Origin of the sequence: Klebsiella sp. LY (genome assembly GCF_004010915.1) — a bacterium.
Taxonomy (GTDB): domain Bacteria; phylum Pseudomonadota; class Gammaproteobacteria; order Enterobacterales; family Enterobacteriaceae; genus Klebsiella; species Klebsiella quasipneumoniae.
Genome location: NZ_CP022444.1, coordinates 2917729 through 2933892, shown reverse-complemented (window position 1 = coordinate 2933892; position 16164 = coordinate 2917729). Strand labels below are relative to the sequence as shown.

Sequence of the window (16164 nt, the reverse complement as noted above, 5' to 3'; positions counted from 1 at the left end):
AAATGGATATTTTCTCGCCACCTACGCTGCTGAATTGTATAAATAAGCGTCATTTCGGGCAAAATCGCTTTTTCCGCCCGCCTGAATGACGCAAAATCGCTCGCATCATACCGCGGTGGCGCGACGTAAAACGAAGCCACCACGCCGCCAAACAGGGAATTAGCATGAGAAAAGTCCTCACCGTCCTGCTGCTGAGCACGCTGGCCATCGGAACCGCGTCAGCCGAGACGCTCCATTTTGGCACCAGCACGGCCAATCCGCCGTTTGTCACCGCCAACGGCAAAAATCAGCCTGTCGGCTTCGATATCGATCTTGCCCAGGCCCTGTGCCAGCAGATGCAGGCGCAGTGCCAGTTCACGGCGCAGCGTTTCGATACGCTGATCCCGGCTTTACGCTTCAAGAAATTTGACGCGGTGATTGCCGGCATGGAAGTGATCCCGATGCGTGAGAAGCAGGTCGCCTTCAGCCGCCCCTATCGCCAGGCGCTCTCCGGGGTGGTGATCGTCAACAAAGATGTCGCCCATACCTTTGCCGACCTGAAAGCCAAAAAAGTCGGCGTGGTGAAAGGCACACTGCATCAGCACTATCTGCGTGATAAGCAGAAAGCCGTACAGGCTGTTCCTTACGACGACGTCGCCAGCGCCCTGGCCGCGCTGAAAGCCGGGCAAATAACCGGCGTCATGGGCGACTTTGCCACCCTCGACGCCTGGCAGCAGGAGAACCCTGACTACGCCATCATGGATGAACGGGCCACCGACCCGGCTTATTACGGTAAGCAGTATGCGATTGCGGTGCGCAAAGACGACCCGGAGCTGCTGAATGCGATCAACGATGCCCTGACCGCGGTCATGGCGACGCCTGACTTCCAGCAGATGCAGCAGAAGTGGTTTAAATAACGCAGAAAGGTGTACCGGGCCGCGCACAGGGCCCGGTCGCGGTTTACAGCTTAATGAAGTGTTCGCGGTAGTAAGCCAGCTCGGCGACTGACTCGCGGATATCGTCCATCGCCTGGTGGGTACCCTGCTTTTTAAAGCCGTCGAGAATTTCCGGCTTCCAGCGGCGCGCCAGCTCTTTCAGCGTGCTAACGTCCAGATAGCGATAGTGGAAATAGGCTTCCAGTTGCGGCATGTACTTAAACAGGAAGCGACGATCCTGGCCGATGCTGTTGCCACAGATCGGCGACTTGCCCGCCGGCACCCACTGCTTAAGAAACTCAATGGTCGCCAGTTCGGCGTCGTGCTCGCTGACGGCGCTGGCCTTCACGCGATCCACCAGCCCGCTGCCGGTATGCGTCCGCACATTCCACTCGTCCATCAGCGCCAGCTGGGCATCCGATTGATGCACCGCGATGGTCGGCCCCTCGGCCAGAATGTTCAGGTTGGCATCGGTCACCAGGGTGGCGATTTCGATAATGCGATCGCGCTCCGGATCCAGCCCTGTCATCTCAAGATCGATCCAAATGAGGTTGTTTTCATTTGCACTCATGCTATTTTCCACCCTTCTTGCGTGACTATATTCATCTAAAATAGCGTGTATCATAGAGGTTTTGCCCCATCAGGGCGACCAGGAGCCAGTTCGATTGAGTAAAAATAAACTCTCCAAAGGCCAGCAGCGCCGCGTCAAAGCCAACCACCAGCGCCGTCTGAAAACCACTGCGGAGAAGGCCGACTACGATGACAACCTGTTTGGCGACCCGTCGGAAGGCATTGTCATCAGTCGCTTTGGCATGCATGCCGACGTCGAATCCGCTGACGGCAGCGTGCATCGCTGCAATATCCGCCGGACGATCCGTTCGCTGGTCACCGGCGACCGCGTGGTCTGGCGGCCGGGTAAAGACGCCGCCGACGGCGTAAGCGTCAAAGGGATCGTCGAAGCGGTTCACGATCGCGCCTCCGTCCTGACGCGCCCGGATTTTTACGACGGCGTGAAGCCTATCGCCGCCAATATCGACCAGATCGTGGTGGTTTCCGCGATCCTGCCTGAGCTGTCGCTGAATATTATCGATCGCTATCTGGTGGCCTGCGAGGCGCAGGATATCGAGCCGTTAATCGTCCTGAACAAAATCGATCTGCTGGATGACGATGGCCTGCGCTTCGTCAATGAACAAATGGACATCTACCGCCACATCGGTTACCGCGTGCTGCTGGTCTCCAGCCGTACTCAGGACGGCCTCAAGCCGCTGGAAGCGGCCCTGACCGACCGCATCAGCATCTTTGCCGGGCAGTCCGGGGTGGGTAAATCGAGCCTGCTGAACGCCCTGCTGGGGCTGAATGAGGATCAGATCCTCACTAATGATGTCTCGGACGTTTCCGGCTTAGGCCAGCACACCACCACCGCGGCGCGCCTCTACCACTTCCCGCACGGCGGTGATGTGATTGATTCACCGGGAGTACGTGAGTTCGGCCTGTGGCATCTGGAAGCGGAACAAATCACCAACGGCTTTGTCGAATTCCATGATTATTTAGGCCGTTGCAAATATCGCGACTGTAAACACGATACCGATCCTGGCTGTGCGCTTCGTGAAGCGGTAGAGAACGGCAAGATCGCCGAGAGCCGTTTCGAGAACTACCACCGCATCCTGGAAAGCATGGCGCAGGTACAGGTAAAAACGCGTAAAAACTTTTCCTCGTCCGATGACTGACCATTAAGCTGAGTGTCACGTCAGGCGCTGCCGGGCAGCGGTGATGACGCAGCTTACGCGGATGCCATTTAGCGAGTTTTACGTATAGAATCGTCCCCCTTTTTTCAGGTCCCCGCCCGCGGGCGGGGTCAGGAACGACATATCATGGCCTGGAGGCTACTTTGTTAAACGATCTTAAACTTTCACTGCAATACATTCTGCCTAAACTGTGGCTCACCCGCCTCGCAGGCTGGGGTGCGAGCAAACGCGCAGGTTGGCTGACGAAGCTGGTCATCGATCTGTTCGTGAAATACTACAAGGTCGATATGAAAGAGGCGCAGAAGCCGGATACCGCGGCCTATCGCACCTTCAACGATTTCTTTGTACGCCCGCTGCGCGACGACGTTCGCCCGCTGAATACCGATCCTAACGTGCTGGTGATGCCGGCCGACGGCGTAATCAGCCAGCTTGGCGCGATTGAAGACGACAAAATTCTGCAGGCCAAGGGCCACAACTACAGCCTGGAAGCCCTGCTGGCCGGCAACTATCAGATGGCCGACCTGTTCCGTAACGGCAGCTTCGCCACCACCTATCTGTCGCCGCGCGACTATCACCGCGTGCACATGCCGTGCAACGGCATCCTGCGCGAAATGATCTACGTTCCTGGCGACCTGTTCTCCGTTAACCATCTGACGGCGCAGAACGTGCCGAACCTGTTCGCCCGTAACGAGCGCGTCATCTGCCTGTTTGATACTGAGTTTGGCCCGATGGCGCAAATTCTGGTGGGCGCGACTATCGTCGGCAGCATCGAGACCGTGTGGTCCGGCACCGTAACCCCGCCGCGCGAAGGCATTATTAAACGCTGGACCTGGCCCGCTGGCGACAGCGAAGGCTCCGTCGCCCTGCTGAAAGGCCAGGAGATGGGCCGCTTCAAACTGGGCTCCACCGTGATCAACCTGTTTGCCCCGGGCCAGGTGAAGCTGGTCGACACGCTGCAAAGCCTGTCCGTGACTAAAATCGGCCAACCGCTGGCGACAACGGTGGAAGCAACCACCGCCGCTGAACCGGCGCCGTTACCGGAAGAAGAGATCCGCGCCGAACATCGCGCCAGCCCGCTGGTTGACGATAAACAAGACCAAGGTTAATTCTTCAGCAAAAGGGTTATGCCGTGCGCCTGATATACACTTTCCTGTTGGCCTTGAGCCTCAGTTTCGGGGCGTACGCTGCGACAGCCCCGGATGCTAAACAGATAACCCAGGAACTGGAACAGGCGAAGGCGGCAAAGCCCGCCCAGCCTGAAACCGTTGAAGTTCTGCAGTCCGCCCTGAACGCGCTTGAGGAGCGAAAATCGTCTCTCGAGCGCGCCCGTCAGTATCAGGACGTTATCGACAATTTCCCCAAACTGTTTCAAAGCCTGCGCGCCCAGCTCAACAATCTGAGCGAAGAGCCGCGCCAGGTGCCAGTCGGCCTGACCGCCGATGCGCTGAACCAGGAGATCCTCCAGGTCAGCAGCCAGCTGCTGGAGTCAAGCCGTCAGGCGCAACAGGAGCAGGATCGCGCGCGTGAAATCGCCGACTCCCTGAACCAGCTGCCGCAGCAGCAAACCGACGCCCGGCGTCAGCTCAATGAGGTTGAGCGCCGCATCGGCACGCAAACCGGCAACAATGCTCTCGCCCAGGCGCAAAATCTTGCCCTGCAGGCGGAATCGGCGCGCCTGAAGGCGCTGGTGGATGAACTCGACCTCGCCCAGCTCTCCGCCAATAACCGCCAGGAGCTGTCGCGCGCCCGTTCTGAACTGGCGCAAAAGCAGAGCGAGCAGCTGGATGCCTATCTGCAGGCGCTGCGTAATCTGCAGAACAGCCAGCGCCAGCGTGAGGCGGAAAAAGCACTGGAGAGTACCGAACTGCTGGCGGAGAACAGTGAAAACCTGCCGCCGGACATCACCGCCCAGTTTAAAGTCAACCGCGAACTCTCCCAGGCGCTGAACCAGCAGGCGCAGCGTATGGATCTGGTGGCGTCCCAGCAGCGGCAGGCGACGAATCAAACGCTGCAGGTGCGCCAGGCGTTAAACACCCTGCGCGAGCAGTCGCAGTGGCTGGGCTCCTCTAATCTGCTGGGCGAAGCCCTGCGCGCCCAGGTGGCGCGGCTGCCGGAGCGCCCTCGCCCGCAGCAGCTGGATACGGAGATGGCGCAGCTGCGCGTGCAGCGTCTGCGCTTTGAGGATTTACTCAGTAAGCAGCCGCAGCTGCGGCAGATCCGTCAGGCCGACGGCGAACCGCTGACCAGCGAGCAGAACAAGATCCTGCAGGCGCAGCTACGCACGCAGAACGAGCTGCTGAACTCGCTGCTGCGCGGCGGCGATACCCTGATGCTGGAGCTCACCAAGCTGAAGGTCGCCAACGGCCAGCTGGAAGACGCGCTGAAGGAGATCAACGAAGCCACCCACCGCTATCTGTTCTGGACTTCGGACGTCAGCCCCATCGGCTTCTCCTGGCCGCTGGAGATCGTCCAGGATCTGCGGCGCCTGATCTCCCTGGATACCATCAGCGAGCTGGGTAAAGCCAGCGCGATGATGCTCACCAGCAAAGAGACCCTGCTACCGCTGTTTGCCGCCCTGCTGCTGGTTGGCTTCAGCATCAGCTCCCGGCGCCATTTCACCCGCTTCCTTGAGCGCTCCAGCGCTCGGGTGGGGAAAGTCACCCAGGATCACTTCTGGCTGACGCTGCGCACGGTCTTCTGGTCGATACTAGTGGCTTCGCCGCTGCCGGTGCTGTGGATGACGCTCGGCTATGGTCTGCAGTCCGCCTGGCCCTTCCCGCTGGCGGTGGCGATTGGCGATGGGGTCACCGCGACGGTGCCTCTGTTGTGGGTGGTGATGATCTGCGCCACCTTCGCCCGGCCAAACGGGCTGTTTATCGCCCACTTCGGCTGGCCGCGTAACCGCGTGGCGAAAGCGATGCGCTACTACCTGATGAGCATCGGACTGATTGTGCCGCTGATTATGGCGCTGATCATGTTCGATAATCTTAACGACCGCGAGTTCTCCGCCTCGCTGGGCCGCCTGTGCTTCCTGCTGATCTGCGGCGCGCTGGCGGTGGTCACCCTCAGCCTTAAGCATGCCGGCATCCCGCTCTACCTGGATAAAGAGGGGAATGGCGACAACATGGTGAACCGCCTGCTGTGGAACCTGATGCTTGGCGCGCCGCTGGTGGCCATGCTGGCGGCGGCCGTCGGCTATCTCGCCACCGCCCAGGCGCTGCTGGCGCGTCTGGAAACCTCCGTCGCCATCTGGTTCCTGCTGCTGGTGGTCTATCACATTATCCGCCGCTGGATGCTGATCCAGCGCCGCCGGCTGGCCTTCGACCGGGCCCGCCATCGTCGCGCGGAAATTCTCGCCCAGCGCGCCCGCGGCGAAGATGAGCCTGTTCACGTCAGCAGCCCGGAAGGGTCGGTGGAGACGGAGGTCAGCGAGGTCGATCTCGATGCCATCAGTACCCAGTCGCTGCGCCTTGTGCGTTCCCTGCTGATGCTGATCGCGCTGCTGTCGGTCATCGTGCTGTGGTCGGAAATTCACTCGGCGTTTGGCTTCCTTGAGAATATCTCGCTGTGGGACGTTACCTCAACGGTACAAGGAGTGGAAAGCCTCGAGCCCATCACCCTTGGCGCGGTGCTGATTGCCATTCTGGTGCTGATCATCACCACTCAGCTGGTGCGCAACCTGCCGGCGCTGCTGGAGCTGGCGATCCTCCAGCACCTCGATTTAACGCCCGGCACCGGCTACGCCATCACCACCATCACCAAGTATTTGCTGATGCTGATCGGTGGGCTGGTGGGCTTCTCGATGATCGGCATTGAGTGGTCGAAGCTGCAGTGGCTGGTCGCCGCGCTGGGTGTGGGTCTCGGGTTTGGCCTGCAGGAGATCTTCGCTAACTTTATCTCCGGCCTGATTATCCTGTTTGAAAAACCGATCCGCATCGGCGATACGGTCACCATCCGCGATCTGACGGGCAGCGTCACCCGCATCAATACCCGCGCCACCACCATCAGCGACTGGGACCGGAAAGAGATTATCGTGCCGAACAAGGCGTTCATCACCGAACAGTTTATCAACTGGTCGCTGTCGGACTCGGTCACCCGCGTGGTGTTGACGGTGCCGGCTCCGGTGGACGCCGATACCGAAGAGGTGACCAAGATCCTCATCGCCGCGGCGCATCGCTGTTCGCTGGTCATCGATACCCCGGCGCCGGAGGCGTTTCTCGTCGACCTGCAGCAGGGGATCCAGATTTTCGAGCTGCGTATTTTTGCCGCCGAGATGGGGCACCGCATGCCGCTGCGCCATGAGATGCATCAGCTGATCCTGGCGGGCTTCCGCGAGCATGGCATTGATATGCCGTTCCCTCCGTTCCAGATGCGTCTGGAAAGTATTGACGGCAGGCAAAGCAGTAAAACCATGACCTCGGCCGGAAAAACCAGCCGACGTACGGCTGGCAGCCTTTAAGCCATAGCCTGCCCGGCGGCACTGCCGGGCAGGTTCTTTAACTCTCCATCACCAGCGCGCCGGACGCCAGGCGCCGACGGTAGCTTTCGTAAATTCCCCACGCCAGCAGCGAGAAGAAGATCGGCCCGCCGACCATCCACAGCGTGCTGCTCCAGTCCCCGCTGTCGATGACCGGCTGAATGATGGTGAAGATATTGGCGAAGGTCACCATCAGCAACACCACGCCGGTCGCCAACAGCGTCGCCTGGCCTCATAAAACGAGCGCGGATAGTAGCAAAAGCACCGAAGGAGATTGTGGATATTCGGGCGAAAGCCGGGATAGCATGAGGGAGGGGGGATCAGGGCAGACCTGTCACCTCCCTCGCCCGCAGGCGGCGGGAGGTGACAGCGCCATCAGGCGCGGTCGACCGTAAAGGCGATCACCTCGCCGATGCTTTCAGCGCCCAGCGCCAGCATCACCACGCGATCAACGCCCAGTGCCACGCCGGAGCAGTCCGGCAGCCCCGCCTCCAGCGCCGCCAGCAGGTTGTTATCGATGGGCTGCTGCGGGAGACCGCGCGCGGCACGCTTGCGGTTGTCCTGCTCAAAGCGCAGGCGCTGCTCATGGGCGTCGGTCAGCTCGTGGAAACCATTTGCCAGCTCAATCCCTTTGTAATAGACCTCGAAGCGCTCCGCGACCCGATGATCTTCCGGGCTGATCTGCGCTAAAGAGGCCTGAGTCGCCGGGAAATGATAAATGAACGTCGGCCGATCTTTGCCGATGTGCGGCTCCACGCCCATGGTGAACAGCAGTTGCAGCAGCGTGTCGCGATCTTCTTCAGTATCGGCGATATTGCTCAGATCCAGCTTCGCCGCGACTTCGCGCAGCTGCGCTTTATCGGCAGAGAGCGGGTCAATATCCAGATGACGCTGGAACGCCTGCTGATAGGAGAGGCTTTCCGCCGGCTGGCACTCCAGCACCTGCTGCAGCAGATCGTCCACCTCGTTGATCAGACGATACATGTCATAGCACGGACGATACCACTCCAGCATGGTGAATTCCGGATTGTGATGCCGCCCCATCTCTTCATTACGGAAGCTGCGGCAAAGCTGGAAAACCGGGCCGCAGCCCGCCGCCAGCAGGCGCTTCATATGGTATTCCGGACTGGTCATCAGGTACAGATTGAGTCCCTGTGAGTGGCCCGGGCCGACGAAACGGGTTTCAAACGGGAACAAATGGATATCCGTTACCGTCGCCTGACTCATGCAAGGCGTCTCCACCTCCAGCACGCCGCGATCGGTAAAGAACCGGCGGATTTCCGCCATCACCGCCGCGCGTTTCAACAGATTGGGAATGGGTGCGCTCGGCTGCCAGGTTGCCGTCTCGCTCATGGTACTTTCTCCGATTGCAAACAAGGGCACGAAGTCTACTCGCAACCGGCGAGTGAAACAAATTTTGTGCAATCCCCGGCAGATTACATGCCATTAATCTATCGTTAACCTAAATGCATAAATATCACTGATAAATAACCGCACATATCGATAAAAAAATCGAACACGTCAATTTTCCATACTGACCCTACGGCTATACTCCTGTACCTATAAAGGAGCAGTGATACTTTTTCGCCAGCCCGGCGGCGAAATACACTAAAACTGGAGGAATGTCGTGCACACTTTTCAAGCCGATCTCGCCGTAATTGGCGCCGGCGGGGCAGGCCTTCGCGCCGCTATCGCCGCCGCCCAGGCCAACCCCAATGCCAAAATCGCCCTGATTTCTAAAGTCTATCCGATGCGCAGCCATACGGTCGCTGCAGAAGGGGGGTCCGCAGCCGTTGCCCAGGATCACGATAGCTTTGAGTACCATTTTCACGACACCGTCGCCGGAGGCGACTGGCTGTGCGAGCAGGATGTCGTCGACTATTTCGTTCACCACTGCCCGACGGAAATGACCCAACTGGAACAGTGGGGATGCCCGTGGAGCCGCCGCCCTGACGGCAGCGTTAACGTCCGGCGCTTCGGTGGCATGAAGATCGAACGTACCTGGTTTGCCGCCGATAAAACCGGCTTCCACATGCTGCATACCCTCTTCCAGACCTCCCTTCAGTTTCCCCAAATTCAACGCTTTGATGAACATTTCGTCCTTGATCTGCTGGTCGATGACGGCCAGGCCCGCGGCCTGGTGGCGATGAATATGATGGAAGGCACGCTGGTGCAGATCCGCGCCAACGCGGTGGTGCTGGCCACCGGCGGCGCCGGACGCGTCTATCGCTACAACACCAACGGCGGCATCGTTACCGGTGACGGGATGGGTATGGCGCTGGGCCACGGCGTGCCGCTGCGCGATATGGAGTTCGTTCAGTATCACCCGACCGGTCTGCCGGGTTCCGGGATCCTGATGACCGAAGGCTGCCGCGGTGAAGGCGGGATTCTGGTCAACAAAAACGGCTATCGCTATCTGCAGGATTACGGCATGGGCCCGGAAACCCCGCTCGGCGAACCGAAGAACAAATATATGGAGCTGGGCCCGCGCGACAAAGTGTCCCAGGCCTTCTGGCACGAGTGGCGGAAAGGGAACACCATTCCCACGCCGCGCGGCGACGTGGTCTACCTCGATCTGCGCCACCTCGGCGAGAAAAAGCTGCTGGAGCGCCTGCCGTTTATCTGTGAGCTGGCGAAAGCCTACGTCGGCGTCGACCCGGTGAAAGAACCGATTCCGGTACGCCCGACCGCGCACTACACCATGGGCGGCATCGAAACCGATCAACAGTGCGAAACCCGCATCAAAGGGCTGTTTGCCGTGGGCGAATGCTCGTCCGTTGGTCTGCACGGCGCCAACCGCCTGGGCTCCAACTCGCTGGCCGAGCTGGTGGTCTTCGGCCGCCTGGCCGGGGAACAGGCCATGCGGCGCGCCGCACAAGCGGGCGAAATGAACGGCTCCGCCCTCGATGCGCAAGCTGCCGATGTGGAGCGTCGTCTGAAAGATCTCGTCAACCAGGAGGGTAACGAAAACTGGGCGAAAATCCGCGACGAAATGGGGCTCTCGATGGAGGAAGGCTGCGGCATCTACCGGACGCCAGAGCTGATGCAGAAAACTATCGACAAGCTGGCTGAGCTGCAGGAGCGCTTTAAGCGCGTGCGCATTACCGACAACTCCAGCGTATTCAACACCGATCTGCTTTACACCATTGAGCTGGGACACGGTTTAAACGTTGCCGAATGTATGGCGCACTCGGCCATCGCCCGTAAAGAATCGCGCGGTGCGCACCAGCGTCTGGATGAAGGCTGTACCGAACGCGACGACGTCAACTTCCTCAAACATACGCTCGCCTTCCGCGAGGCTGATGGCACCACCCGCCTGGAATATGGCGATGTGAAGATCACCACGCTGCCGCCGGCGAAACGTGTTTATGGCGCTGAGGCGGAAGCGGCTGAGAAGAAGGAGACCACCCATGGCTGAGATGAAAAACCTGAAAGTCGAAGTGGTGCGTTACAACCCGGAGGTCGACACTGCACCGCACAGCGCGTTCTATGACGTGCCTTATGATGAACAGACCTCGCTGTTGGACGCGCTGGGCTACATTAAAGACAACCTGGCGCCCGACCTGAGCTACCGCTGGTCCTGCCGAATGGCAATCTGCGGCTCCTGCGGCATGATGGTCAATAAGGTACCGAAGCTGGCCTGTAAAACCTTCCTGCGGGATTACACCAAAGGCATCAAGGTTGAAGCGCTGGCCAACTTCCCGATCGAGCGCGATCTGGTGGTGGATATGACCCACTTTATCGAAAGTCTGGAGGCCATTAAGCCGTACATCATCGGCAATAACCGCACCCCGGACCAGGGACCAAACAAGCAGACGCCGGCCCAGATGGCCAAATACCATCAGTTCTCCGGCTGTATCAACTGCGGACTGTGCTATGCCGCCTGTCCGCAGTTCGGCCTGAATCCGGAGTTTATCGGCCCGGCGGCGATCACCCTCGCCCACCGCTATAACGAAGACAGCCGCGACCACGGCAAAAAGGAACGCATGGCGCAGCTTAACGGCCAGAACGGCGTCTGGACCTGTACTTTCGTGGGCTACTGCTCGGAAGTGTGTCCGAAGCACGTCGACCCGGCGGCCGCGATCCAGCAGGGCAAGGTGGAAAGTTCGAAAGACTTTCTTATCGCCACCCTGAAACCACGCTAAGGAGTGCATTATGACGACGAAACGCAAACCCTACGTGCGGCCGATGACCTCCACCTGGTGGAAAAAGCTGCCGTTTTATCGCTTCTACATGGTGCGGGAAGGCACGGCGGTACCGACGGTCTGGTTTAGCATTGTGCTGATTTACGGGCTGTTTGCCCTCAAGCACGGCGCCGAAAGCTGGGCGGGATATATCGGATTCCTGCAAAATCCAGTGGTGGTGATCCTCAATCTGATCACCCTGGCGGCGGCGCTGCTGCACACCAAAACCTGGTTCGAGCTGGCGCCGAAAGCCGCCAACGTCATCATCAAAGGCGAAAAAATGGGGCCAGAGCCGGTGATTAAAGGTCTCTGGGTGGTGACGGCGGTGGTCACCGTGGTGATCCTGTTTGTCGCCCTGTTCTGGTAAGGAGGCTGAGATGATTAATCCCAATCCGAAACGTTCCGATGAACCCGTTTTCTGGGGGCTGTTTGGCGCTGGCGGCATGTGGGGCGCGATTGTCGCGCCGGTGATGGTGCTGCTGGTGGGCATTTTGCTGCCGCTGGGGCTCGCCCCCGCCGACGCCTTCAGCTATGAGCGCGTGCTGGCCTTTGCCCAAAGCTTTATCGGCCGCGCGTTCATCTTTCTGATGATTGTCCTGCCGCTGTGGTGTGGGCTGCATCGTATTCACCACGCCATGCACGACCTGAAAATCCATGTGCCAAACGGCAAATGGGTCTTCTACGGTCTGGCGGCGATCCTCAGCGTCATTACTCTGGTTGGCGTACTGTTTATCTGATCCTGCAAGAGCCCGGCAGCAATTCTGCTACCGGGCTCGCTTCATAGAAAAATCTTGCCGCCTTTGCCCTGCCGGACTCTACACTTAGCTTAAAAGCCAGCAAGGAGCATACCATGCGTATCCTGCCGATAATCACCGCGGTCGCCGTCTCGTTCCTGTCTGTCGCCTGCAGCACCCCTGCCCCGCCGCCAGGCGTCACCGTGGTCACCCCCTTCGACGTTCAGCGCTATCTGGGTACCTGGTACGAAATCGCCCGCTTCGACCATCCTTTTGAAAGCGGGCTGGAAAAGGTCACGATCGCCTGGCAGCCGCGCGATGACGGCGGTCTGGACGTGGTCAATAAAGGCTATAACCCCGACCGCGGCATGTGGCAGAAAACGGACGGGGTGGCGTATTTTACCGGCGAACCCAGCCGCGCCGCGCTGAAGATCTCCTTCTTCGGCCCCTTCTATGGCAGCTATAACGTCATTGCGCTGGATAAGGAGTATCGGTACGCGCTGGTCTGCGGCCCCGACCGCGACTATCTCTGGCTACTGGCGCGAGCCCCCACCATCGCCCCGGAAGTCAGGCAGCAGATGCTGGATATTGCCACCCGGCAGGGTTTTGATATCAGCAAACTGGTCTGGGTCAATCAGCGCTACAACTAGTGCGCGCTGATCTTCAGGCCAATGATGCCGACCACGATGCAGACAAGACTGGCGATACGCATAGCGCTGGCGGATTCACCTAACAGTACGATACCGGTCACAGCGGCGCCCACGGCGCCGATCCCCGTCCAGACGGCGTAAGCGGTACCCACCGGCAGGGTTTTCATCGCCCATGAAAGCAGCGCCATGCTGACGACCATCGCGACGATGGTGATGACGCTGGGAACCAGGCGGCTAAAGCCATGGGTATATTTCAGGCCGACGGCCCACACCACTTCCAGCAGGCCAGCGATAAATAAGACTATCCAGGACATAAGGCTCCTTTGCTGGGGCCGTCCCCGGATGAGAAACGCTTACGGGTCGTCCCGTAAGGTGGATGAAAAGTCGTAGTGAGTATATCCAACAGAATGGGGGAAGTGAAGAACGGTACGGCGCAAAACCGTACCGTCGAAGGCTGTTATTGCTGAGCTTTGGTTGCTGCGCCAGAGATTGCGCTGCCGCCCTCTGAAATATCCTGACCCACACCGCGCGTGGTGTTACAAGCGGTCAGTGCTGAAGAGAGGACCAAAACCGTAAAGAACGCTGCAATCGTTTTTTTCACCATAATGTCATCCTTAGTGTCAGTTTTGTTTTCATGCCCTATAAGCATAGACAAACCGTCCACAGATGAAGGGATCTTTGCGTTTTTTAAGAGAAAAGGAGTATTCGTGAAGGAAGCAGGCGCACCGGAAGGCGAGCGCGGCAGGCGAAACGGAAGGAAGTCAGCTTACAGCGCGAGAGATGGCGTGGCCCAGGCCCTGAATATCTTCACCGAAACCGCGGGCGGTATTGCAGCCAGACAGCAGTGCGCTGCTCAGAAACAGTAACGCCAGGAGTTTTACGCTGCGCTTCATGTGTCGTGCTCGTCGTGCCAGTACAGAAAGAGCGGCGCAGCACAGAGGCTGCGCCAGTCATCATGACGTGAAATTACTTCACGCGGGATACGTATTCGCCAGAGCGAGTATCCACTTTGATCACTTCGCCAATCTGGACGAACAGCGGCACTTTAACCACAGCGCCAGTAGACAGGGTCGCTGGTTTACCACCGGTACCCGCGGTGTCGCCTTTCAGACCTGGGTCGGTTTCAACGATTTCCAGCTCAACGAAGTTCGGCGGGGTGACCGCGATCGGCTGGCCGTTCCACAGGGTCACGATGCACTCAGCCTGATCCAGCAGCCATTTGGCATTGTCACCGATCGCTTTCGCGTCAGCAGACAGCTGTTCGAAGGTTTCGTTGTTCATGAAGTGCCAGAACTCACCGTCGTTATACAGGTAAGTCAGGTTCATATCGACAACGTCCGCGCCTTCTGCAGAATCAGTAGATTTGAAGGTTTTCTCAACGCGGGTGCCGGTCAGCAGACGGCGCAGCTTAACGCGCGCAAACGCCTGACCTTTACCTGGTTTAACGAATTCGCTGGCTTCTACCGCATAAGGTTCGCCATCTAACATGATTTTAAGACCAGCACGAAAATCGTTGCTATAGTAAGTCGCCATAAGGCCCTCTGAAATTGTTTAACTGGTAGCTAAGCCACAAAATGGCGCATATTGTAACCCTAAATACCCCATCCAGAGAAGATTGGATAACGCAACTTGCCAATGTTGTGACCAGTCCTGATGAACTGCTGCGTCTTTTAAATGTAGACGCTGATGAAAAACTGCTGGCCGGACATGAGGCCAGACGCCTGTTCCCGCTGCGAGTCCCGCGCGCGTTTATTGCCCGAATGGAGAAAGGCAACCCTGACGATCCGCTGCTTCGTCAGGTACTTACCGCCGAAGAGGAGTTTATCGTCGCCCCCGGCTACTCCACCGATCCGCTGGAAGAACAGCACAGCGTCGTGCCCGGCCTGTTGCACAAATATCGCAACCGGGCCCTGCTGTTGGTGAAAGGCGGTTGCGCGGTCAATTGCCGTTACTGCTTCCGCCGCCACTTTCCTTATGCCGAAAATCAGGGCACCAGGCGCAACTGGCAGACGGCAATGAACTATATCGCTGAGCATCCGCAGCTTGATGAAATCATCTTCTCCGGCGGCGACCCGTTGATGGCGAAGGACCATGAGCTTGACTGGCTAATGACCCAGCTGGAAGCCATTCCGCACGTTAAGCGTCTGCGTATTCACAGCCGCTTGCCGATCGTGATCCCGGCGCGCATCACCGAGATGCTGGCCAGCCGCTTCCACCGTTCGTCGCTGCAGGTGATCCTGGTTAACCACGTCAACCACGCTAATGAAATTGACGGCGAGTTTCGCGCGGCGATGGCCATGCTGCGTCAGGCGGGCGTCACGCTGCTTAACCAGAGCGTGCTGCTGCGCGGGGTGAACGATAACGCGCAAACCCTGGCCGATCTCAGCAATGCGCTGTTCAATGCCGGGGTAATGCCCTACTACCTGCACGTGCTGGACCGGGTACAAGGGGCGGCACACTTTATGGTCAGCGATGATGAAGCCCGTGAAATCATGCGTGAACTGTTGACCCTCATCTCCGGCTATATGGTGCCGAAGCTGGCGCGAGAGATCGGCGGCGAACCCAGCAAGACGCCGCTGGATTTAGGACTGAAGCAGCGTTAGCTCCCCTCCCTTGTCTGCCAGGTCGTGCTGGCAGACATCTTAATATGAATACACAGCCAGGTTGGGACTAACATACTCGGCAATCCACTTTACCGTTACCTTCTCGATATAAACCCCAGCGGCGGCGTATTATCGATGTAACACGATCAGTACGATAACATTGATAACTATCATCACGACAATCAGCGCGATTAACCAGGTGGGAACTTTAAAGGTTATATGTAATCGTTCCGATAGTTTCTCTGCCACCTTCACGCTATTTTCCCGCCTATCATTCTCCTGGATTGCTAAATTCACTGTTAGTGGAAGACTTAATTTATGGTCAATTTTCCCCGTATCATTGAAAATGACATCAGCAGTTTTACTACTGTGAAAATGCGTTAATCTTTCCCGATTCATATTCTCGCACTCTTCATCCGAGAGCGGGATAACTAAAGTATCCGGGGCGACGCTAAAGCCTTTTTGTCTGACGGTGATAATGATATCCTCAGATAGTCCGGCTTTGAGCAGCGATTTTCTCAACAAAGAGATATTTTGATAAAATGTATTTTGCGAAACTACCACACCCCGTGTTTCCCATACAGCCGCCAGAAATTCATCCCGAGAAATCACTTTGCCGCAATTCTGCAATAGCAGCAGCAAGCATCTGGAGGTAGGCGCATTGAGGCTGATGCTCTCCCCATTCCCGGCAAGCGGTCGCAGCTCATTCATATTGGCATTAAATATAATTTCCTGATTAATTATACAGCCATTAAATAATGCAATATCATCCATATCCTTGCCCCACGCAACCCTATTATCCATAACAAAAATAAATAATCCCAGCCAAACCATGGCGTGAACATTATCGCTTCAGA

At 58.0% G+C, this 16164-nt stretch carries 17 protein-coding genes and 1 pseudogene; 10 read left to right on the top strand and 8 right to left on the bottom strand.

Features of this window, described 5'->3' with window-relative positions:
* Positions 1-164: 164 nt before the first annotated feature.
* Positions 165-896, top strand: coding sequence for a transporter substrate-binding domain-containing protein (locus CE636_RS17220; RefSeq protein ID WP_004206436.1), 732 nt, complete (start codon positions 165-167; stop codon positions 894-896).
* Positions 897-939: 43 nt separating this feature from the next.
* Here CE636_RS17220 and orn read toward each other — a convergent pair whose 3' ends face one another.
* Entirely contained in the window at positions 940-1485 is a 546-nt protein-coding gene (orn, locus tag CE636_RS17215) for an oligoribonuclease (protein ID WP_004206435.1), read from the bottom strand.
* Between the two features lie 94 nt (positions 1486-1579).
* On the opposite strand from orn, the gene rsgA reads away from it, so the two are divergent.
* The 3 genes from rsgA to mscM all read left to right on the top strand — a co-directional run bounded on the left by rsgA (position 1580) and on the right by mscM (position 7118).
* Complete coding sequence (gene rsgA / locus CE636_RS17205; RefSeq protein ID WP_017900927.1) at positions 1580-2641, top strand: small ribosomal subunit biogenesis GTPase RsgA; 1062 nt, start codon at positions 1580-1582, stop codon at positions 2639-2641.
* Positions 2642-2802: 161 nt separating this feature from the next.
* Positions 2803-3765 (top strand): archaetidylserine decarboxylase, encoded by a 963-nt coding sequence (asd, locus tag CE636_RS17200; RefSeq protein ID WP_017900928.1) that lies wholly within the window; start codon positions 2803-2805, stop codon positions 3763-3765.
* A 23-nt stretch (positions 3766-3788) separates the two neighbouring features.
* Complete coding sequence (gene mscM / locus CE636_RS17195; RefSeq protein ID WP_017900929.1) at positions 3789-7118, top strand: miniconductance mechanosensitive channel MscM; 3330 nt, start codon at positions 3789-3791, stop codon at positions 7116-7118.
* A 37-nt stretch (positions 7119-7155) separates the two neighbouring features.
* Here the strand turns inward: mscM and CE636_RS17190 are convergent.
* Both CE636_RS17190 and epmA read right to left on the bottom strand, forming a co-directional pair.
* A pseudogene (locus CE636_RS17190) lies at positions 7156-7362 on the bottom strand (glutamate/gamma-aminobutyrate family transporter YjeM); the annotation flags it as partial.
* A 149-nt stretch (positions 7363-7511) separates the two neighbouring features.
* The gene (gene epmA, locus CE636_RS17185) at positions 7512-8489 is read right to left on the bottom strand and encodes an elongation factor P--(R)-beta-lysine ligase (protein WP_004206428.1); all 978 of its coding nucleotides are present in this window, start codon (positions 8487-8489) and stop codon (positions 7512-7514) included.
* A gap of 274 nt (positions 8490-8763) precedes the next feature.
* On the opposite strand from epmA, the gene frdA reads away from it, so the two are divergent.
* From frdA to CE636_RS17160, 5 genes are all read left to right on the top strand, one after another.
* On the top strand, positions 8764-10554 hold the full coding sequence (gene frdA / locus CE636_RS17180; RefSeq protein WP_017900930.1) for a fumarate reductase (quinol) flavoprotein subunit: 1791 nt from the start codon (positions 8764-8766) through the stop codon (positions 10552-10554).
* Positions 10547-11281: a fumarate reductase iron-sulfur protein gene (frdB, locus tag CE636_RS17175; RefSeq protein WP_004177729.1), complete on the top strand. Its 735-nt coding sequence runs from the start codon at positions 10547-10549 to the stop codon at positions 11279-11281. Before frdA ends, frdB begins: the two co-directional genes overlap by 8 nt.
* A gap of 10 nt (positions 11282-11291) precedes the next feature.
* Positions 11292-11687: a fumarate reductase subunit FrdC gene (gene frdC, locus CE636_RS17170; RefSeq protein ID WP_002885530.1), complete on the top strand. Its 396-nt coding sequence runs from the start codon at positions 11292-11294 to the stop codon at positions 11685-11687.
* A gap of 10 nt (positions 11688-11697) precedes the next feature.
* Positions 11698-12057 (top strand): fumarate reductase subunit FrdD, encoded by a 360-nt coding sequence (frdD, locus tag CE636_RS17165; protein WP_002885526.1) that lies wholly within the window; start codon positions 11698-11700, stop codon positions 12055-12057.
* 113 nt (positions 12058-12170) lie between these two features.
* Positions 12171-12704: a lipocalin family protein gene (locus CE636_RS17160; RefSeq protein WP_004206426.1), complete on the top strand. Its 534-nt coding sequence runs from the start codon at positions 12171-12173 to the stop codon at positions 12702-12704.
* On the opposite strand, the gene sugE is transcribed toward CE636_RS17160, so the two are convergent.
* From sugE to efp, 4 genes are all read right to left on the bottom strand, one after another.
* A complete protein-coding gene (gene sugE, locus CE636_RS17155; protein ID WP_004206425.1) occupies positions 12701-13018 on the bottom strand; it encodes a quaternary ammonium compound efflux SMR transporter SugE in 318 nt (105 codons plus the stop codon). The genes CE636_RS17160 and sugE overlap by 4 nt on opposite strands.
* A 143-nt stretch (positions 13019-13161) precedes the next feature.
* Positions 13162-13308, bottom strand: a complete 147-nt coding sequence (gene ecnB, locus CE636_RS17150; RefSeq protein WP_004206423.1) for a lipoprotein toxin entericidin B — start codon at positions 13306-13308, stop codon at positions 13162-13164.
* Between the two features lie 157 nt (positions 13309-13465).
* Positions 13466-13597: an entericidin A/B family lipoprotein gene (locus CE636_RS17145; RefSeq protein ID WP_004206422.1), complete on the bottom strand. Its 132-nt coding sequence runs from the start codon at positions 13595-13597 to the stop codon at positions 13466-13468.
* A 73-nt stretch (positions 13598-13670) separates the two neighbouring features.
* The gene (gene efp / locus CE636_RS17140; protein WP_004206421.1) at positions 13671-14237 is read right to left on the bottom strand and encodes an elongation factor P; all 567 of its coding nucleotides are present in this window, start codon (positions 14235-14237) and stop codon (positions 13671-13673) included.
* Between the two features lie 41 nt (positions 14238-14278).
* On the opposite strand from efp, the gene epmB reads away from it, so the two are divergent.
* On the top strand, positions 14279-15307 hold the full coding sequence (epmB, locus tag CE636_RS17135) for an EF-P beta-lysylation protein EpmB (RefSeq protein WP_004206420.1): 1029 nt from the start codon (positions 14279-14281) through the stop codon (positions 15305-15307).
* 129 nt (positions 15308-15436) lie between these two features.
* On the opposite strand, the gene CE636_RS17130 is transcribed toward epmB, so the two are convergent.
* Complete coding sequence (locus CE636_RS17130; protein ID WP_025999312.1) at positions 15437-16081, bottom strand: winged helix-turn-helix domain-containing protein; 645 nt, start codon at positions 16079-16081, stop codon at positions 15437-15439.
* Between the last annotated feature and the right edge of the window lie 83 nt (positions 16082-16164).

Coding starts and splice junctions, on each gene's coding strand:
- CE636_RS17220 (WP_004206436.1), top strand. CDS start 165: ATGAGAAAAGTCCTCACCGTCCTGCTGCTGAGCACGCTGGCCATCGGA.
- CE636_RS17145 (WP_004206422.1), bottom strand. CDS start 13,597: ATGAAGCGCAGCGTAAAACTCCTGGCGTTACTGTTTCTGAGCAGCGCA.
- CE636_RS17160 (WP_004206426.1), top strand. CDS start 12,171: ATGCGTATCCTGCCGATAATCACCGCGGTCGCCGTCTCGTTCCTGTCT.
- orn (WP_004206435.1), bottom strand. CDS start 1,485: ATGAGTGCAAATGAAAACAACCTCATTTGGATCGATCTTGAGATGACA.
- epmB (WP_004206420.1), top strand. CDS start 14,279: ATGGCGCATATTGTAACCCTAAATACCCCATCCAGAGAAGATTGGATA.
- epmA (WP_004206428.1), bottom strand. CDS start 8,489: ATGAGCGAGACGGCAACCTGGCAGCCGAGCGCACCCATTCCCAATCTG.
- frdB (WP_004177729.1), top strand. CDS start 10,547: ATGGCTGAGATGAAAAACCTGAAAGTCGAAGTGGTGCGTTACAACCCG.
- frdC (WP_002885530.1), top strand. CDS start 11,292: ATGACGACGAAACGCAAACCCTACGTGCGGCCGATGACCTCCACCTGG.
- ecnB (WP_004206423.1), bottom strand. CDS start 13,308: ATGGTGAAAAAAACGATTGCAGCGTTCTTTACGGTTTTGGTCCTCTCT.
- CE636_RS17130 (WP_025999312.1), bottom strand. CDS start 16,081: ATGGATGATATTGCATTATTTAATGGCTGTATAATTAATCAGGAAATT.
- efp (WP_004206421.1), bottom strand. CDS start 14,237: ATGGCGACTTACTATAGCAACGATTTTCGTGCTGGTCTTAAAATCATG.
- sugE (WP_004206425.1), bottom strand. CDS start 13,018: ATGTCCTGGATAGTCTTATTTATCGCTGGCCTGCTGGAAGTGGTGTGG.
- frdD (WP_002885526.1), top strand. CDS start 11,698: ATGATTAATCCCAATCCGAAACGTTCCGATGAACCCGTTTTCTGGGGG.